General features: G+C 73.5%; 16 protein-coding genes. 11 read left to right on the forward strand and 5 right to left on the reverse strand.

Annotated features, from left to right (window positions below; genetic code table 11):
* Positions 1–40: 40 nt before the first annotated feature.
* Complete coding sequence (locus AB7F12_RS16690; protein ID WP_428497939.1) at positions 41–787, reverse strand: DUF6474 family protein; 747 nt, start codon at positions 785–787, stop codon at positions 41–43.
* Between the two features lie 159 nt (positions 788–946).
* Between AB7F12_RS16690 and AB7F12_RS16695 the strand changes: the two genes are divergently transcribed.
* The 4 genes from AB7F12_RS16695 (at position 947) to AB7F12_RS16710 (ending at position 5,581) form a co-directional block, all read left to right on the forward strand.
* Positions 947–2,659, forward strand: a complete 1,713-nt coding sequence (locus AB7F12_RS16695) for a TM0106 family RecB-like putative nuclease (RefSeq protein WP_428497996.1) — start codon at positions 947–949, stop codon at positions 2,657–2,659.
* Between the two features lie 155 nt (positions 2,660–2,814).
* A complete protein-coding gene (locus AB7F12_RS16700; protein WP_428497938.1) occupies positions 2,815–4,116 on the forward strand; it encodes a UDP-glucose dehydrogenase family protein in 1,302 nt (433 codons plus the stop codon).
* Positions 4,117–4,249: 133 nt separating this feature from the next.
* A complete protein-coding gene (msrA, locus tag AB7F12_RS16705) occupies positions 4,250–4,930 on the forward strand; it encodes a peptide-methionine (S)-S-oxide reductase MsrA (protein WP_428497937.1) in 681 nt (226 codons plus the stop codon).
* Between the two features lie 99 nt (positions 4,931–5,029).
* Positions 5,030–5,581, forward strand: a complete 552-nt coding sequence (locus tag AB7F12_RS16710; protein WP_428497936.1) for a methylated-DNA--[protein]-cysteine S-methyltransferase — start codon at positions 5,030–5,032, stop codon at positions 5,579–5,581.
* A gap of 25 nt (positions 5,582–5,606) precedes the next feature.
* On the opposite strand, the gene AB7F12_RS16715 is transcribed toward AB7F12_RS16710, so the two are convergent.
* From AB7F12_RS16715 to AB7F12_RS16730, 4 genes are all read right to left on the reverse strand, one after another.
* Entirely contained in the window at positions 5,607–6,011 is a 405-nt protein-coding gene (locus AB7F12_RS16715; protein WP_428497935.1) for a nuclear transport factor 2 family protein, read from the reverse strand.
* A gap of 287 nt (positions 6,012–6,298) precedes the next feature.
* Positions 6,299–7,102, reverse strand: coding sequence for a YceI family protein (locus AB7F12_RS16720; RefSeq protein WP_428497934.1), 804 nt, complete (start codon positions 7,100–7,102; stop codon positions 6,299–6,301).
* The gene (locus AB7F12_RS16725) at positions 7,099–9,948 is read right to left on the reverse strand and encodes an MFS transporter (protein WP_428497933.1); all 2,850 of its coding nucleotides are present in this window, start codon (positions 9,946–9,948) and stop codon (positions 7,099–7,101) included. The genes AB7F12_RS16720 and AB7F12_RS16725 overlap by 4 nt, the downstream gene beginning before the upstream one ends.
* 11 nt (positions 9,949–9,959) lie before the next feature.
* Positions 9,960–10,547, reverse strand: coding sequence for a MarR family winged helix-turn-helix transcriptional regulator (locus AB7F12_RS16730; RefSeq protein ID WP_428497932.1), 588 nt, complete (start codon positions 10,545–10,547; stop codon positions 9,960–9,962).
* Between the two features lie 245 nt (positions 10,548–10,792).
* On the opposite strand from AB7F12_RS16730, the gene AB7F12_RS16735 reads away from it, so the two are divergent.
* The 7 genes from AB7F12_RS16735 (at position 10,793) to AB7F12_RS16765 (ending at position 17,368) form a co-directional block, all read left to right on the forward strand.
* Complete coding sequence (locus AB7F12_RS16735; RefSeq protein ID WP_428497931.1) at positions 10,793–11,326, forward strand: cupin domain-containing protein; 534 nt, start codon at positions 10,793–10,795, stop codon at positions 11,324–11,326.
* A 107-nt stretch (positions 11,327–11,433) separates the two neighbouring features.
* On the forward strand, positions 11,434–11,880 hold the full coding sequence (locus tag AB7F12_RS16740; RefSeq protein WP_428497930.1) for a hypothetical protein: 447 nt from the start codon (positions 11,434–11,436) through the stop codon (positions 11,878–11,880).
* 1 nt (position 11,881) lies between these two features.
* Positions 11,882–12,757, forward strand: coding sequence for an Fpg/Nei family DNA glycosylase (locus tag AB7F12_RS16745; RefSeq protein WP_428497929.1), 876 nt, complete (start codon positions 11,882–11,884; stop codon positions 12,755–12,757).
* Between the two features lie 10 nt (positions 12,758–12,767).
* Complete coding sequence (locus AB7F12_RS16750; RefSeq protein WP_147114372.1) at positions 12,768–13,976, forward strand: sensor histidine kinase; 1,209 nt, start codon at positions 12,768–12,770, stop codon at positions 13,974–13,976.
* A gap of 51 nt (positions 13,977–14,027) precedes the next feature.
* Positions 14,028–14,909: a S49 family peptidase gene (locus AB7F12_RS16755; RefSeq protein WP_428516619.1), complete on the forward strand. Its 882-nt coding sequence runs from the start codon at positions 14,028–14,030 to the stop codon at positions 14,907–14,909.
* Positions 14,910–15,076: 167 nt separating this feature from the next.
* Complete coding sequence (locus tag AB7F12_RS16760) at positions 15,077–15,943, forward strand: LytR/AlgR family response regulator transcription factor (RefSeq protein ID WP_428502735.1); 867 nt, start codon at positions 15,077–15,079, stop codon at positions 15,941–15,943.
* Between the two features lie 36 nt (positions 15,944–15,979).
* Complete coding sequence (locus AB7F12_RS16765) at positions 15,980–17,368, forward strand: hypothetical protein (RefSeq protein WP_428502734.1); 1,389 nt, start codon at positions 15,980–15,982, stop codon at positions 17,366–17,368.
* Position 17,369 lies beyond the last annotated feature (1 nt).

Genomic DNA, 17,369 nt, shown 5'->3' on the forward strand with positions numbered 1-17,369 from the left:
GCCGGTGACCCCGACCGGCCCGCACGGCCGTGACCCGCGGTCAGCCCGGGACGCGCACTCCCAGGTGGCCCAGCAGCTCGCTCTCCAGCCGGTCCAGCTCGCCCGCGACGGCACGGAACGCGGTGCGCCGCCGGGCCGTCGGCATCTGCTCGGCGGCCCGGACGGCGACCGACAGATCGGCCAGCCGCGGCCCGGTGTCCGCCGCGAACCGACGACCGGCCTCGGTGGTCTGCGCGTCGCCCTCGGCCGTCAGCTCCGGCAGCGCCTCCGCGATCCGCGAGATCCGGGCGTGCAGCGCGCCGCCGCGACCCGTGTAGGCGCCCAGCTGGTCGGCCGGGACGCCCAGCCTGCGGGCCTTCCGGTCGTCCCACGCCGCGCGGGCCGTCCCCGCCGCCGCCAGCGCGTACGGCACCACCAACGGCACCAGGACCTTGCCGACGGCGACCGCCCGGGTGATCTTCGCGGGGGCGAGTGCCGTCGCGCTCGCCACCGCGTTGACGGCGGTGTCCTCCGCCGAGCCGACCCGGCGGCCCGTCTTCTTCGCCGCCTTCGCCGTCTTCCTGTCCGCCGACGCGAGCGCCTTCGCCGCCTTGATGTCCGCGCCCGCGATCTTCTTCGCGGCCTTGGCCCGGGCCTTGTCGAGCGACGCGGCGAGAGCGGCCGCCTCGGCCGCCGCCTTCTTCTGCGCCTTCACAGCCTTGCGGGCGGCCTTCGCCTGCTTCCCGGCGGACTGCGTGCCGGCCTGCGTGCCGGCCGACCTGCTTCCGCGCCGTCCCAGCAGTGCCATGCCGTCCTCCTCATGCGCCGGGCGTCCCCGCCGGCCGGGTGCGCGCTCGGTCCGGGCCACCTTAGAGCCCTGACGCGCCGGTGGCAGGCGCGGAGGCTGTCGGTGCCGGTCTCTACCCTCGGGCGTGTGACGGTGAACGAGACCCCGACGGCGGACACGGTGCGGGACACGGTGACGGTTGCGCCGTTCCGGAACACCGGTGCGGCCGCCGTCACCGGCGTCTCGCTCGACGCGTCGGTCACCACCCGATGCCGCCGCCGCGTCCACCTCGACCACGACCCGGCGGTGGCCGACGCACCGCGCGCCCTGCCCGATCCGTCCCTCGAACAGCGCCGGGCCGACGCCCGCGAACACCGCGACCGGGTCGGCGAGCTCCTCGGCGCCGCGCACCGCGACCTGTGGGCCACCGTCCCGGGCGACGCACCCGCCCGCGAACGCGCCGAGGCCACCGCCGTCGCGGTCGCCGCCGGCGCCGGCCTCGTCTGGAACGCGCAGCTCCCGCGCGACCGTGCCGGCGGCCGCCGCGGGGGAGCCGAACTGCTGGTCCGCGTGCCCGGCGGCGGTTACGTGCCCGTCCTCGTCGTGCGCCACCGGGTCACCGACCCCGGCCAGGGCGCGCTGACGTCGCCGCTGCTCGAGCCGTTCCCCGGCCGCGCCCGCCCCGACCCCACCCGCAAGGTCCGCTCCCAGCCGCGCGACCTGCTGCGCCTCGCCCACCTCACCCGCATGCTCGGTGCCGCGGGCTGGGCCCCACCCGCCGACGTCGCGGCCGCCGCCACGGGCGGCGTGGTCGGGCTCGACGGCGACGTCGTCGTCTGGCACGACCTCACCGTCGAACACTGGCCCGGCGGCCGCAGCACCATGGCCGAGTACGACGCCCGCTTCGCCGACCGCGTCGCCGTCGCCGTCGCCGCCACCACCGGCGGTCCCGCACTGGCCCTGCCCTCCCGTGTCACCGAGTGCCGGCGCTGCCCCTGGTGGCCCACCTGCGAGGCCGAACTGGCCGACGGGCAGGACGTCAGCCTCGTGGTCCGCGGCGAGGCCGCCACCGCGCTGCGCACCGCCGACGTCGTCACCGTCGCCCAGCTCGCCGCGATGGACCCCACCGAGGAGCCGCCGGTCCCGTTGCCCGGCATGGCCTTCGCCGACACCGTCGCCCTCGCCCGGGCCTGGCTACGCGGGCTGTCCGTCGTCCGCCGGGTGCCCACCGTGCCCGTCACCCGCGCCGACGTCGAGGTCGACGTCGACATGGAGAGCTTCGGCGAAGCGGGCGCCTACATGTGGGGCGTGCTCCTGACCTACCCCGGCGGCGCCCGCGCGGGCGACGAACCCGCCGGCTACCGCGCCTTCGCCACCTGGGAACCCGTCCCCACCGACGACGAGGCCCGCTCCTTCGCCGAGTTCTGGACCTGGATCACCGGCGTCCGCGACGCCGCCCTCGCAGGCGGGCGCACGTTCGCCGCCTACTGCTACAACGAACAGGCCGAGAACCGCTGGCTCCTCGGCTCGGCCGAACGCTTCGCCGGCAGGCCCGGCATCCCCCCGATCGCCGACGTCCAGGCGTTCATCGACGCCGACTCCTGGGTCGACCTCTTCGCCGTCGTCAACGAGTGGTTCCTCTGCGCACACGGGAAGGGCCTCAAGCGGATCGCCCCCGCCGCCGGATTCGCCTGGCGCGACGCCGAAGCCGGCGGCGAGAACTCCATGCGCTGGTACCGCGACGCCGTCGCCCTCGACGGCGGCACCCCCGACCCGGTGCAGCGCATCAGGTTGCTCGAGTACAACGAGGACGACGTCGGCGCCACCCGCGCGCTGCGCGAGTGGATGACCTCGCCCGCGATCGAGAACGTCCCGCTGGCGGCAGATCTCTGAGGTGTGAGTCGGCCGCGGCAGGGCATCCCGGGTTCACACGACCGCCTCCGACGCGCCCGGCAGCTGTTCACCTCGCATCCGCCGGCCGAGCAGACGATCGTCCCGTCAGGGGCCGCCCCACCAGGCGCCCGCTCGTCGCCGCGAGGAGTTCCCCCGTGTTCGCACGCCGCATCGCCGTCGTCGGGGCCGGGTACGTCGGCCTCACCACCGCCGCCTGCCTCGCGCACCTCGGCCACCGCGTCGTCTGCGCCGACATCGACGTCGCCAAGGTCGAACGCCTCCAGGCAGGTGACATCGGCATCCTCGAACCCCGCCTCGCCGACCTCGTCGCCGAAGGCACCGCCGCCGGCCGCCTCCAGTTCTGCGTCGGCGCCGCCGCGGCCGTCGCCCGCCGCGACGAAGACCCCGTCGAGGTCCTCTTCCTCTGCGTCCCCACCCCCATGGGCGACGGCGGGGCGGCCGACCTCGCCGCCGTCGAGGCCGTCGCCGCCGAGGTCCGCCACCTCATCCCCGCGGGCTGTGTCGTCGTCACCAAGTCGACCGTCCCCGTCGGCACCGCGAACCGCACCCGCACCCTCCTGCGCCGCCGCGACGTCGCCGTCGTCGCCAACCCCGAGTTCCTCCGCGAGGGCTCCGCCGTCCACGACTTCCTCAACCCGGACCGCATCGTCGTCGGCAGCGACCAACAGGACGCCGCCGAACGGGTCGCCGCCCTCTACTCCCGCCTCGGCGCCCCGACCGTCCTCACCGACGCGGCCAGCGCCGAGATGGTCAAGTACGCCGCCAACGCGTTCCTCGCCATCAAGCTGTCCTACGTCAACGCCCTCGCCGAGCTCTGCGACGTCCTCGGCGCCGACGTCGCCGACGTCACCGAGGGCATGGGGCACGACCGCCGCATCGGCGCCGCCTTCCTCGCACCCGGGCCGGGGTGGGGTGGCTCCTGCCTGCCCAAGGACACCAGCGCCCTCGTTCAGGTCGCCGCCGCCGCCGGACTCGACTTCCCGCTGGTCAGCGCCGGCATCGACACCAACACCCGGCAGCGCGAGATCATGGTCGGCAAGGTCCGTGAAGCCGTCGGTCCCCTCACCGGGGCCCGCATCGGCATGCTGGGACTGACCTTCAAGGCCGGTACCGACGACCTCCGCGACTCACCCGCCCTCGCCGTCGCCGAACTCCTCGCCGCCGAAGGTGCCGAACTCACCGCCTACGACCCCGGCTGCCCCGCGGCCGTCCCCGGCGTGACCGACGCCGTCACCGTCGCCGACGACGTCATGCGCGCAGCCAAGGACGCCGACGCCCTCGTCGTCCTCACCGAGTGGCCCGAGTTCCGCCAGCTCGACTGGAACGCCCTCGGCGGCGTCGTCGGTCGACGGGTGGTCGTCGACACCCGCAACCTGCTCGACCCCGACGTCCTGCGCCGTGCCGGCTTCTCCTGGATCGGCGTCGGCCGGCGCTGACCGGCACCCGCGCACCCGACGGCGCGCACCTGACGGCGCCGCATCCGACGGCGGTGTCCGCGCCGGGTGTCGCCCGTGGGTTCCCCCTGCGCCACAGCCGGAGCGGTGGCGCGCCGCGGCGTAGCCTGGCCGGATGGCGCTCTTCGGGCGGGACACCTCGCGGATGGTCACCGTGGACGAGGCGCTCCCCGGCCGGCCGACGCCGCTGGCGGTGCCGGAGGCGCACTTCGTGAACGGGCACCGCATCGTCCCGCCGTTCCCCGACGGGCTGCAGACGGCCGTCGTCGGCATGGGATGTTTCTGGGGCGCGGAGCGGACGTTCTGGCGGACGCCGGGTGTGTGGTCGACGGCGGTCGGGTACGCGGGCGGCTTCACCGAGAACCCGACCTACGAAGAGGTGTGCTCGGGCCTGACCGGCCACACCGAGGCGGTCCTGGTGGTGTTCGACCCCGACGAGATCGGCTTCGAGACCCTGCTGAGGGTGTTCTGGGAGGGCCACGACCCGACGCAGGGCATGCGGCAGGGCAACGACCGCGGGACCCAGTACCGGTCGGCGGTGTACTGGGCCGGCGAGGAGCAGCGGGTGCAGGCGGAGACGTCGGCGGCTGCCTACGGCGAGGCGTTGCGGCTGGCGCGGCGCGGCCCGGTGACCACGGAGATCGCGCCGCTGGGGACGTTCTACTGGGCGGAGGGCTATCACCAGCAGTACCTGGCGAAGGTGCCGAACGGCTACTGCAACACCGGTGGCACCGGGGTGTCGTGCCCGGTCGGGTCAGGTGTCCCCGGCGAGCGGGTGCCGGGGCCCGGGCGGTGACCGCCGCCCGGGCCGCCGTCGCTGGGGAGCAACGAACGGATCAACGACGCTGCGCCGAACGGGTCACGGCGTCCGACAGGTACTTCGCTCGGGAGAGTGATGACGCTCGCATGGCAGACCGTCCCGGCGCCGGCCCCGATCGGGGCGCTGACCTGCGCCGTCGCCGACGACGGGGCGCTGGCCCATGTCGGGTGGGGCTCCGGGACCGGCACGCTCGAGGCGTTGGCGGGGGTGCTGGGGGAGGAGCTCGTCGTCGACGAGGCGCGCACCCGTGACGCCGCAGCCCAGCTCGCGGAGTACCTGGACGGCCGTCGCCGGGTGTTCGACCTGCGGATCGACTGGCGCAGCATGCGCGGTTCGCGGCTGACGGTGCTCCGGACGTTGCACGAGCAGGTGCCGTACGGGCGGGTCGTCGGGTACGGGGAGCTGGCGGAGATGTCGGGGGCGTTCGCGGAGAGCTGGTCGGCCGCTCGCGGCGTCGGCTCGATCATGGGGTCGAACCCGGTGCCGGTGGTGGTGCCGTGTCACCGGGTGCTGACGTCGGCGGGTGGCGGGAAGCTGGCCCTGGGCGGGTTCGGCGGGGGCCTGCCGGCCAAGGAGTGGCTGCTGGCCCTGGAGGGCGTGCTGACGCCGACGCTGGACTTCCGGTAGCGGCCGGACGACACGGCGGCGCGCGTCAGGAGTCGGTCGTCCGGGCCGGGGGGTCGACGATCTTCCAGTAGGAGTCCTTGCGAACCACCTCACCACCGCGGAACTCCCAGTGGTCGCAGCCGCGGACACACACCTTCTCGCCGTCGGCCCTCGTGCCTGTGAGGAGCCATTCGGAGATGCCGAGGTCGCCGCTGACCCAGTGCCTGTCCTCCCCGTAGTGCACGTCGGGAAGTCCCGCGAAGCGGGTGGCCAGGCCCGCCCGTACGGCGTCCTTGCCGGTGAGGCGCTGCCCCCACGGCTCGGGGCCCCTGGGCATGTCCAACGAGCAGTCCTCGGCGAAGAACTCCATGATCGCGTCCAGGTCGTGTGCGTTGAACGCCGCCGTGATCGCCTCCAACGTCTCGACGGACGCCTCGCCCCGTTCTGCCATCGCCGCCTCCCCGCCGTTGTGCCGCGTGATGAGGGAGGGTAGGCCCTTTCCGCCGTCGACAGGTGGAGACTTCGCGCCGGCGACGCCGGCCTGCCCGACGACCCCGAGTTCCGTGCGGCGATCACGGGGTAGGCGGCGTGGGGCACCCGGCCGGCGGTGCACAACTCGGGCGACGCATCCGACGTTCGTCGAACACGCACCGGTCCCGCGCCGGGGCGGGGGCGTCGCCCCGCCGTACCAGCCCTGGTCGGGGTCGGCGCCACCCGGCCCAGGGCCGGAAACGGAGGTCAGGTCCGGAACGCCTGGATGTCGATGTCGATCCGCAGCGTCCGGCCCACGGCGAGCACCCCGGCCAGCACGGACTGGTTCCAGCTGATCGCGAAGTCGTCGCGGGAGATCTCGGTGGTGGCCGAGAAGCCGGCGCGGGTGCCGCCCCAGAGGTCGGGGCCGCTGCCGCGGTAGGTGACGTCGAGGGGGACGGCGGCGCTGACGCCCTTGAGTGTCAGGATCCCGTCGACGCGCCAGTGGGTGGCGTCGCGGCGGGTGAGGCCGTCGCTCTTGAAGTGGATCTCCGGATGGACGTCGACGTCGAGGAAGTCCGCGCTGCGCAGGTGCGCGTCGCGGGTGTCGTCGTCGGAGTCGACGCCGCTCGGGTCGATGACGACCTCGACGGAGCTGTTCTCCAGCGGGTCGGCGACCTGGATGCGGCCGTCGAAGCGGCGCAGCCGGCCGTGCACCGGGGTGAGCCCCAGGTGCATGGCCGTCGCGCGGATGCTGGAGTGGACGGGGTCGATCTGCCACGTGCCGGGGGCGGGGAGGACCCGCCCGCCGACGCGGGGCAGCTCGACGACGCCCAGCGCCGCCGGAGCGGCACCGGTGAGGGTGACGGTGCGGGCGGCGGGCTCGTGGCCGGGGGCGGCGATGATCACCGTGTAGGTACCGGTGTCGAGGCCGTCGAGGACGAACCCGCCGTCCTGGCGGGCGGCGGCGCGTCCGCGCTGGATCCCGGCCCCGTCGACGACGGTGAGCATCCCGCCGCCGACGGGCCAGCCGTCGGGTGTGGTGAGGGTTCCGGTGATGGCCGCGGTCACCGCAGCCGCCCGCCGGTCGGCGAGCCGGGCTCCTCCGGCACCGCGGGCAGGTCGGGCGGCGGAGCAGCGGGGGACGCGGGTCCGTGCGCCGTCGCCGGGGCCGACCCGGCGACGACCGGTGCCGCGAAGGCGATCTCCGTAGTGCTGGCGCCACCCGCGGTGACCTGCACAACCGATGCGGTCGGCGCGTAGCCGCTCGCGGTGATCGTGTAGGTGCCCTCGGCGAGGTCGTCGAAGGCGAAGGTGCCGTCGGCGTCGGTGACGGTCGAGCCGACGACGTTGCCGCTCGGGTCGATCAGCGTGGTGAGCGCCTCGGGGACGCCGCGGCCGGTGGAGCCGGCGACGACGGTCCCGAGCAGCCGGGCACGCCGCGGCAGCTCGACGTCCTGCACGATCTCGTTGCCGCCGGGGAGCACGACGCTGGTGGCGATGGGCTGGTACCCGGTCCCGGCGGCCGTCAGCGTGTACTGCCCGTCGGGGACACCGGCGAGCAGGTAGCGGCCCAGCTCGTCGGAGACGGTGGCGGCGGAGACGTTGCCCTGCACGTCGATCAGGGTGACGGCGACCCCGGACACCGGGCGGGTCTGCCCGGTGGCGTCGGTCACGCGGACCACTCCGCGCAGCCCACCGGCCCCGGCGAGGGTGACGTCGTGGCGGACGGCCCGGTCGGCGACGGCGACCATCGCGGCGTGCGGTTGGAAGGCTCCGGAGGCGGCGACGACGAGGTAGGTGCCCCCGGTCGGGACGCCGATCCGGTACTCGCCGACCTGGTCGGAGGTGGTGCGGGCGGCCTGGCGGCCCGTCGGCTCGGTGACGGTGACGACCGCTCCGGCGAGCCCGGCGCCGTCGGCGCGGCGGACCGTGCCCTCGATGGCGGGTCCGTCGAGGGGTCCGCCGGGGACGACGGCGGCCATCGGCGCGGTGACGCCGGGGTCGACGGCCGGGGCGGCGCCGTCGGAGCGGAGGGCGTGCCGGCTGCTCTGCCCGTTGCCCGTGGCCGCGGCGGCGACGGCGGCGGCGACGGTCCCGGCCGGGACACCGTTCCCGTTGTGCCCGTTCCCGTTCGTGGACGGGGAGGCGGTCCCGGCGGGTGTGGCCTCGGTGTCGGCCTCCAGCGGGGTGGGCGTGACGGCACCGACCGATGCGCCTTCGCCGGCGGCCTCCTCCATGGCCCGGGCCTGGGCGCCGGACATGGTGCGCAGCGGCAGCTCCTTGATGAACAGGACCAGCACGAACGCGATGACGAGGATGAACCCGACGATGAGGAAGGTCAGCGTCATCGAGTTGGAGAAGCCCTCGAGGAACGGCCTGGCCAGGCGCGGGTCGATCTTCTGCAGGAACGACGAGTCGTTGAGGACGCCGGAGGTGTCGGCGCCGCCGTTGAGGGCGGCGAAGAACGGCGCGTTGACCGGGTCGGCGCGCACGGCCGGGTCGGCGACGGCGGCCATGAAGGTCGGGTCGGTCTGGGCCCGGGAGAAGGCGTCGCTGATCTTGTCGGTGACCGTCGAGAACAGGATCGACAGGAACACCGCGACGCCCAGCGTGCCGCCGAGCTGGCGGAAGAACGTCGACGACGCGGTGGCGACGCCCATGTCGCGGGCGGGGACGGCGTTCTGCACGGCGAGCACGAGGGTCTGCATGCAGCCGCCGAGGCCGAGGCCGAGCATCGCCATGTAGAGGTCGAGCTCCCACAGCGGGATGTCGACGTTGACCCGGAAGTGCAGCAGCATCATCGCGCCGACCATCAGCGCGGTGCCGATGATCGGGAAGATCTTGTAGTGCCCGGTCCGCGACGTGATCTGGCCGGACAGGATCGACGCGACCATGATGCCCGCGACGAGCGGCAGCATCAGGAAGCCCGACTCGGTCGGGGTGGCGCCGTGGACGATCTGCAGGAACTGTGGCAGCAGCACGATGCCGCCGAACATGCCCATGCCGATGACGAAGCCGGCGGTGCCGGTGAGGGAGAAGACGCCGTTGCGGAACAGCCGCAGGGGGACGAGGGCGTCCTCGCCGTAGAACCGCTCGGCGAGCAGGAAGAGCACGAGGCCGACGGCGCCGATGACGTAGCAGACGAGGGCGCTCGTGGAGCCCCAGCCCCACTCGCGGCCCTGCTCGGCGATGATCAGCAGCGGCACGAGGCAGACGGCGAGGGCGATGGCGCCGGGCCAGTCGATGCGCCTGCTGCGCTTGGTGTGCGGCAGGTTGAGGACCTTGGCCACGACGACGAGTGCGACGGCGCCGATCGGGACGTTGACCAGGAAGATCCAGCGCCAGCCGTCGATGCCGGCGATGGTGGCCTGGCCGGACAGCACGCCGCCGATGACCGGGCCGATGACGCTGGAGGTGCCGAACACGGCGAGGATGTAGCCCTGGTACCGGGCGCGCTCACGGGGCGGCACGATGTCGCCGAGGATCGTCAGCGCGAGGGTGAACAGGCCGCCGGCGCCGAGGCCCTGGACCGCGCGGAACGCGGCGAGGCTGTACATCGACGTCGCGAAGGTGCACAGCACCGACCCGACCAGGAAGATCGAGATCGCGAACAGGAACAGCGGCTTGCGGCCGAACTGGTCGGACAGCTTGCCGTAGAGCGGCGTGGTGATCGTGCCGGTGATCAGGAACGCCGTGGTCGCCCAGGCCTGGAGGCTGAGTCCACCGAGGTCGTCGGCGATCGTGCGGATGGCCGTCGAGACGACCGTCTGGTCGAGCGCGGCGAGGAACATGCCCAGCGCGAGACCCACCAGGATGGTGACGATCTGCTTGTGGCTGAGCTCGCCGGAGCTGCGTTCCGGCGGGGCGGACGCCCCCGCAGCCTGTTGCTGCGGCGCGACGGCCTCGGTCGACATCGGATTCCCCCTCAGTGCCTGCGGGCGGGCGTACCCGCCGGCAGCTCGTGCTGTTGGAAGTCGGTGCAGAAGTCGGCGAGCAGCGTGACGAGCGCCTGCCGCTTCTCCATGGGCCACGCGCCGAGGGCCTCGGCGACGAGGCGGGCCTTGTGCCTGCGGCTCTGCTCCAGTGCGGCGTGGCCGTCGTCGGTGACGGCGAGCAGGCTGGCGCGGCCGTCGTCGGGATCGGCGCGCCGCTCGATGAGTCCTTGCTTGACCAGGGCCGCGACCCGGCGGCTGACGGTCGACGGGTCGGTGCACAGGGCTCCGGCGAGGTCGGCGGACCGCTGGGGGCCGTCGGCGGAGGCGAGGTGCACGAGGACGTGGAAGGTGGCCCGGTCGAGGTCGGCGGGGCCGGAGCTGCGGCTGCTGCGCTGGACCAGGCGGAACAGCCGGGCGATCTCGTAGCCGAGCGCGTCGGCCACGGCGAGGTCGTCGGCGACGTCGTCGGTGAGGTCGCCGCTCCGGGTGGGACCGGGGATGATCGCGGGGTTGCCCGGTGCCGGGTCGCCGGCGAGGTCCGCCGTCGGCCCGGTCGTGGAGATCGCTGCGCTCGTCATGGCCGCGCCCCCGATCCTTTACCAATACTTTGCTTGTAACACGCAAGAAGTTGCTGGGGGCAACCATGCTCCTCTTACCTGCCGGTCGGCAAGTCGAATTCACCCGACCAGCGGCATTCGTCCGGGACGTCCCTGAGACCTGCGCCACGTCCGCGTCGACGGCGCCGAACCGGCCCGGTCGGGAGCACTCACCGTGACGGGCACTACCCTCGGCGTGCACGTGACAGGCCCCCGGGAGGTTGGCGTTGACGAGGTTCGGCCGCTCGACGAGATCCGTCGCCCCGCTCCTCCTCCTGGCCGGCCTCCTGCTCGCGGGCTGTGCGCAACCCGGCCAACTGGGGCACGACGCCCCGCCGGCGCCCCCCGCCGCGGGCCCCGTCGCCGCCGTTCAGGCTCCGCCACCGCCCCTGCCCGCCGGGACCGCCGACGTCGGCCGCGGCACCCTCCCCGCCCGCATCCAGATGACGACGCTCGGCCCCGCCGACGTCTCCGTCCGCACCGTCGAACTGGCCCCCGGCGAGTCCACCGGCTGGCACCGCCACCCCGGCTTCGAGACGACGATCGTCAACGCCGGTGAACTGACCGTGCAGACGGCCGAGCAGTGCGCCCCCCGGCGTGTCGGCGCCGGCGAGGCCGTCTTCGTGCCCGACGCGGAGCCCCACGTCATGCGCAACGACGGCACGGTGCCCGCCCAGCTCGTCGTGACCCAGGTGCTGGCGCCCGGCGCGGCCGACCGCAGCGGTGTGGCCGCGGCCTGCGGCGGCTCCGCCCTGCGCTGACCGGCCCGGCGCTGACCGGCGCCGATCCCGCGTCGATGATCACCCCGCGTTGCGCAGGCGTGGGATAGTGGCGTCGGTAGGGACGAACTGCGGGAACGGCGGGGACGATGGCATCGAAGACGGTCGCCGGGGCCGACGGGCGCAGCTGGTCGGTGCGGATGAACATCGAGTGGTCGACCCCCGCGGTCGGGGACGAGTTCGAGCACGACGTCGACGGCGGCCGCGGCGCCGCGATCATGATCCTGTCGTCGCTGCTGCTGTTCTGGGTCGTGCTGATCTTCTGGAAGCCGTCGCTGGTCTCGGTGCCCTTCTACCTGTGGTTCATCGCCGCCGTCGCGATCCTGTTCTTCCCGTTCCGCTGGTACCTGCGCCGGCCGTACACGATCGTCGCCGAGACCGAGGGCAGCTACGACGCCGACCTGCCCGCCGAGCACTGGTCCGGGATGGTGCGGGGCCGCTCGCGGGCGAAGGAGGAGATGCGGGTCGTCGTCCGCAGCCTGCGCACGCGCGCGACGCCGGGACACTCCGACAGTCCGTTGCAGCCGGTGAACTGACGTGCCCGAGCTCCCCGAGGTCGAGGCGCTGGCCCAGCACCTGCGCGACCACGCGATCTACCGCCCGGTCGCGCGGGTCGACATCGCGAGCATGAGCGTGCTCAAGACGTTCGACCCGCCCGTGTCGGCGCTCGCGGGCCGGGTCGTGACCGGGGCGGCGCGCTACGGGAAGTTCCTGGCCGTCGAGTTCCACGACCGGCCCGGCGAGGAGCTCGACCTCATCACCCACCTGTCGCGCGCGGGCTGGATGCGCTGGCACGAGCAGGCGTCGGCCGCCCCGCCCAAGCCCGGCCGCGGCCCGCTCGCGCTGCGCGTGCACCTCGACGCCGTCGGCGGCCCGGGGTTCGATCTCACCGAGGCCGGCACGCAGAAACGCCTCGCCGTCTACCTGGTGCACGACCCGCAGGAGGTCCCGGGCATCGCGCGGCTGGGTCCCGACGCGCTCGCCCTGAGCCGCGACGAGCTCGCCGAGCTGCTGGCCGGGCACACCGAACGGATCAAGACGTTGATCGTCGACCAGAAGACCGTCGCCGGGATCGGCAACGCCTACAGCGACGAAATCCTGCACACCGCGCGGCTCTCGCCCTACGCCGTGTCGGGCCGGCTCAAGCCCGAGCAGGTCGACGCCCTGCACGAGGCGGTGCAGTCGGTGCTCACCGACGCCGTCGGACGGTCAGTCGGCCAGGGTGCGGCCGAGCTGAAGGGCGAGAAGCGCTCGGGGCTGCGGGTGCACGCCCGCACCGGCCTGCCGTGCCCCGTCTGCGGCGACACCGTCCGGGAGGTGTCCTTCGCCGACAGATCGTTCCAGTACTGTCCCGGCTGTCAGACCGGAGGCAAACCGCTCGCCGACCGGCGCCTGTCCAGGCTGGTGAGGTGAGGGAGCCGTCGTGGGAGAGCTGCTGAGCTCGCCGACAGCGCTGCTGGTCCTCGTCGGTGTCGTCATCATCGTCCTGCTGGTCGTGCTGTTCCTGCAGCTGCGACGGGCCCGGCGCAACACCTTCGCCACCCCGCTCGAGCGCGCCACGTTCGCGACGCTGCACACCGTCGCCCTGGCCGCGCCCGCGCTGCGGGAGGGCCTGTCACCCAACTCGGCGAACTTCGCGCTGCCCTACCTGAAGGTCCTGCTCGACACCTGCGCGCTCACCATGACCGACGCCAAGGGCAACACGTTGGCGTGGGACGGCGACGCCGACCAGCACGAGCCCGACGTCGTCACCCTCGCCGACCAGGTCATCTCCACCGGCCGCCAGCAGGTGGCCTCGCACAGCTCCATCTCGTGCGACCACCCGGGCTGCGAGGTGCGCGGCATCGTGGTCGTGCCGCTGGAGACCGACGGCGCGATCGTCGGCACGCTGGCCGCCCTCACGACGGCCACCGCGGGCCCGGTCCTGTTGCGGGCCACCGCCGAGGTCGCGCGCTACGTGTCCAGCCAGCTCGAGCTGGCCGAGCTCGACGAGTCGCGGCAGCGCCTGGCCCGCGCCGAGGTCCGCGCCCTGCGCGCCCAGATCTCGCCGCACTTCGTCTACAACGCGCTGACGACGATCGCCTCGTTCATCCGCACCGACCCGGTGCGCGCCCGCGAGCTGCTGATCGAGTTCGCCGACTTCACCCGCTACTCGTTCCGGACTGCCGGCGAGTACACGACGCTGACCGACGAGCTCACCAACATCGAGCGCTACATCGCGTTGGAGAAGGCCCGCTTCGGCAACCGGCTCAACATCAAGCTGCAGATCGCGCCCGAGGTGCTCAACGTCGTCCTGCCGTTCCTGGCGCTGCAGCCGCTCGTCGAGAACGCGGTCCGGCACGGTCTGTCGGGCAAGCCGCAGGGCGGCACGATCACCATCACCGCGGAGAACGCGGGCTCCGAGTGCGTCATCATCGTCGAGGACGACGGCGTCGGCATGGACCCGGCGCGGCTCACCGAGGATCTCGACGACGCCCATCTGTCCGGCGCGCACGTCGGCCTCGGCAACGTCGACGACCGGATGCGGTCGGCCTTCGGAGATGATTTCGGTCTCGTCGTCGACACGAACATCGGGGCCGGGATGAAGATCACGCTGAGGGTCCCGAAGTTCCGCGTGGGCATCCGCGCCTGAGGCCGGACAACTCTCACTGGGTGGACGCCGCGCGCCGCGTACGGTGGTCGTATGGACACGTTGCGCATCCCCGACAAGATCGTGTCGCGCCTTCCCGGCAAGCTCGGTGACCGCTCCGCCAAGGGGGTCGTGTCCCTCGTCCGGTTGCACGGAGTCATCACCCCGCAGGCCGGCCCGGTGCCGCGTTCGGTGCTCAACGCCGCCTCGCTCGACAAGGTCCTGGAGCGCGCCTTCGCGCCCGACAACCTGGCCGCCGTCGCGCTGCTCATCAACTCGCCCGGCGGTGCGCCCACGCAGTCGGCGCTCATCGCCGACCGTGTCCGCGGGCTCGCGGACGAGAAGAAGATGCCGGTACTCGCGTTCTGCGAGGACGTCGCGGCGTCCGGCGGATACTGGTTGGCCTGCGCCGGAGACGAGATCTACGCGCACGAGACGTCGATCGTCGGGTCCATCGGTGTGATCAGTGCGGGCTTCGGGCTGCAGGGGCTGATCGAGCGGTTCGGCATCGAGCGCAGGCTGCACACCGCCGGGGAGTCGAAGTCGCGGCTCGACCCGTTCCTGCCCGAGAAGCCCGACGACGTCGAGTGGCTGCGAGGCCTGCAGGACCAGCTCCACGACATGTTCACGGCGTGGGTCACCGAGCGCCGCGGTGACCGTCTGAACACGGAGAGTGATCTCTTCACCGGTGAGGTGTGGACGGGCGCGCGGGCGGTCGGGACGGGTCTGATCGACGGGCTGGGCACTCCGCGCGCGGTACTCGCGGAGCGCTTCCCGGATGCCGAGATCGTGCCCGTCGAGTCGCGCAGGCCGCTGCTCGCGCGGCTGGGGATCGGTGCTCCGGCCGCCGCGGCGACGTTCTCACCTGTGAACTCTTTGCTGGGAATCGCCGAGGCGGCCGAGATACGCGCGCTCTGGGCGCGGTACGGTCTATGACTCGGTGTGGTCGATCGGATCCGATCGGTGTCGGTACTCATCGGGTACCGATCGGACGGCCCCCTGGCACTCCGGTCGATTCGCCGTCACCATAGTCGGCGGGGTGGGCACGTGATCGTTCGGGCGTCACCCTGCCGGGAGCGCCGGACACGCAGGATGAGGAGATCGTGGACAGCAACGACAGTTCCGGAGGTCTGGTCGTTCTCGCTGTGGACGACGAGGAACCCGCTCTCGAAGAACTGGCATTCCTGCTCAACGAGGACAGTCGCGTCGGCACCGTGTTGAAGGCCTCGGACGCCACAGAGGCACTCCGCATCCTGAACAACCGCCAGGGAGCCCGGGAGGTCGCGCCGGTCCCCGGCCGGGGGGTCACACACCCCGCCACCGGTACCCGCGTCGCCGAGCGCACCGACGTCGAGGTCGTCTTCCTCGACATCCGGATGCCGGGCCTCGACGGTCTCGAGCTCGCACGGGTGTTCTCGTCGATGGCCACACCGCCGTCGGTCGTGTTCGTCACGGCCCACGACGACCGCGCGGTCGACGCGTACGAGGTCGGCGCGGTCGACTACCTGCTGAAGCCACTGCGTTCGGAGCGGCTCTCGGCCTCCCTCGACCGCATCCTGGCCAGCCGCGCCTCGGGCCCCACCGAGCCGGCGCAGCAGGACAACGGTGAGGACGAGGTCATCCCCGTCGAGCTCGCCGGCACCACCAAGCTCGTGCCGCGCTCGGCGGTGCGCTACGTCGAGGCCCAGGGCGACTACGCGCGGCTGCACACCAACGAGGGCAGCCACCTCGTCCGCATCCCGCTGTCGGTGCTGGAGGACCGCTGGCGCGACGCCGGGTTCGTCCGCATCCACCGGTCGTTCCTCGTGGCGCTGCCGCTGGTCACCGAGCTGCGGCTGTCGGGATCGGGCTATGTCGTGCGTGTCGGGTCGGGCCCGGAGACGGCCGAGCTGCCGGTCAGCCGCCGCCACACCCGCGAGCTCAAGGACCGCCTGGTCCGCGCGACGAAGCAGGCCTGGAGCCAGCGGTGACGTCGCCGTGACCGTCGTCGTGAGCGGGGTCGTCCGGTGACGACGTACACCGACGGCGCGCGGCCGTCGGTGTCGCCGGGGCCCCCCGAGCCCGGCGACGAGGCACGGCCCGCGGACGAGGCGCAGCCCCTGATGCCCCGGCAGTCGCTGGGTGTCGAGGACTCCGGTCCCGCGTGGGTCAACGCCGAGATCCAGCGCCGCATGCGTGAGGCCGCGAGCCGCCCGGGTGGGCGGCACGCGCGCCGTGAGCGTGGCGAGGTGTCCGACGAGGAGCAGCCCGACGAGCCGCAGGCCGCCGCTGCCGTGGAGGAGGACGGCCGCGCGGGCGGTGACGGGGAGCGGCAGTGGCCGCCCGTGCGGCAGGCGTCGCGGCCACGGCTGCGCAACGGCCACTCGCCCGACCCGTACCGCAGTGACGGTGGGGTCGGCTACTCCGCGGCGGGCCTGCGCCCGCCACCCGACCCGGTGCCGAGCCTGCCGCCCCCGCCGCAGCGGACGTCGCCCGCCCGTCACGCCGAGTCCCCGCCTGCGGGCTCGCGCCCGGTGACACCGCCGGCGGTCGAGGCGTCGGCGGTCCGCGCCCCGGTGACGCGCCCGGCCACACCGGCCCCGCAGCCGCCGCTCCCGCAGCCGCCGACCCCGCCCTCCCCGGTCGGGCCGTCCGCGCCCGGGGCGGCAGCGTTCGTCGCGCAGGGGGGCGACGACGTCACCGCCGAACACCCCCGCGTCGACGAGTGGACCGCCCCCGGCCCCCGGCTTCCCCCCGCCGTCGACGATCAGCACGACCGTCCCGAGAACGACGGTCACGACGACGACGATCACGACGACGACGACCGCGACGGCGGGTTCGTCGCGACCGAGGACGACGAGGACGACTCGCAGGTCCTGTGGTCGGCGGCGTCCGGTCCCGCGGCCCTCGACGACGAGACGCCGCTGCCGCGTCCGGGCGCCCCGGCGGCCGACGGCGCCCCTCACCCCGACCCCTACGCCGACTACCTGTCGGCCGCCGACGGCGTCTCCGCGGTCGAGCAGACCATGCCCTACCCGGCCACCGGCCAGATCGACCACGCGTCGGGCCGCGTCCGGGTGGTGCTCTCCGAGCGCCGCCAGCACCAGCGCTCGGTGCGGACGGTCCAGGACGTGCAGGACCTGACGTCGGTCGGCGACCTGTTGCGCTCCAACCTGATCAACAACCAGCTGGGGCTCGCGCTGCGCGTGGCGGCGGTGGCGGTGCTGACGCTGGGCTCGCTGCCGGCGCTCTTCGCGCTGTTCCCGGAGATCGGCCAGGTCGACATCCTGGGCCTGCGCCTGCCCTGGTTGCTGCTGGGCGTGCTGGTCTACCCGTTCCTGCTGCTGCTGGGCTGGTGGCACACCCGATCCGCGGAGAAGGTCGAGCAGGAGTTCGCCGACCACGTGCAGGACTGAG

The organism is Pseudonocardia sp. (genome assembly GCF_050250275.1).
GTDB lineage: Bacteria > Actinomycetota > Actinomycetes > Mycobacteriales > Pseudonocardiaceae > Pseudonocardia.

What these genes read in the sequence shown, in the direction of transcription:
- AB7F12_RS16690 (WP_428497939.1), bottom strand. Translation starts at nt 787, where the DNA reads ATGGCACTGCTGGGACGGCGCGGAAGCAGGTCGGCCGGCACGCAGGCC.
- msrA (WP_428497937.1), top strand. Translation starts at nt 4,250, where the DNA reads ATGGCGCTCTTCGGGCGGGACACCTCGCGGATGGTCACCGTGGACGAG.
- AB7F12_RS16710 (WP_428497936.1), top strand. Translation starts at nt 5,030, where the DNA reads ATGACGCTCGCATGGCAGACCGTCCCGGCGCCGGCCCCGATCGGGGCG.
- AB7F12_RS16715 (WP_428497935.1), bottom strand. Translation starts at nt 6,011, where the DNA reads ATGGCAGAACGGGGCGAGGCGTCCGTCGAGACGTTGGAGGCGATCACG.
- AB7F12_RS16725 (WP_428497933.1), bottom strand. Translation starts at nt 9,948, where the DNA reads ATGTCGACCGAGGCCGTCGCGCCGCAGCAACAGGCTGCGGGGGCGTCC.
- AB7F12_RS16730 (WP_428497932.1), bottom strand. Translation starts at nt 10,547, where the DNA reads ATGACGAGCGCAGCGATCTCCACGACCGGGCCGACGGCGGACCTCGCC.
- AB7F12_RS16740 (WP_428497930.1), top strand. Translation starts at nt 11,434, where the DNA reads ATGGCATCGAAGACGGTCGCCGGGGCCGACGGGCGCAGCTGGTCGGTG.
- AB7F12_RS16755 (WP_428516619.1), top strand. Translation starts at nt 14,028, where the DNA reads ATGGACACGTTGCGCATCCCCGACAAGATCGTGTCGCGCCTTCCCGGC.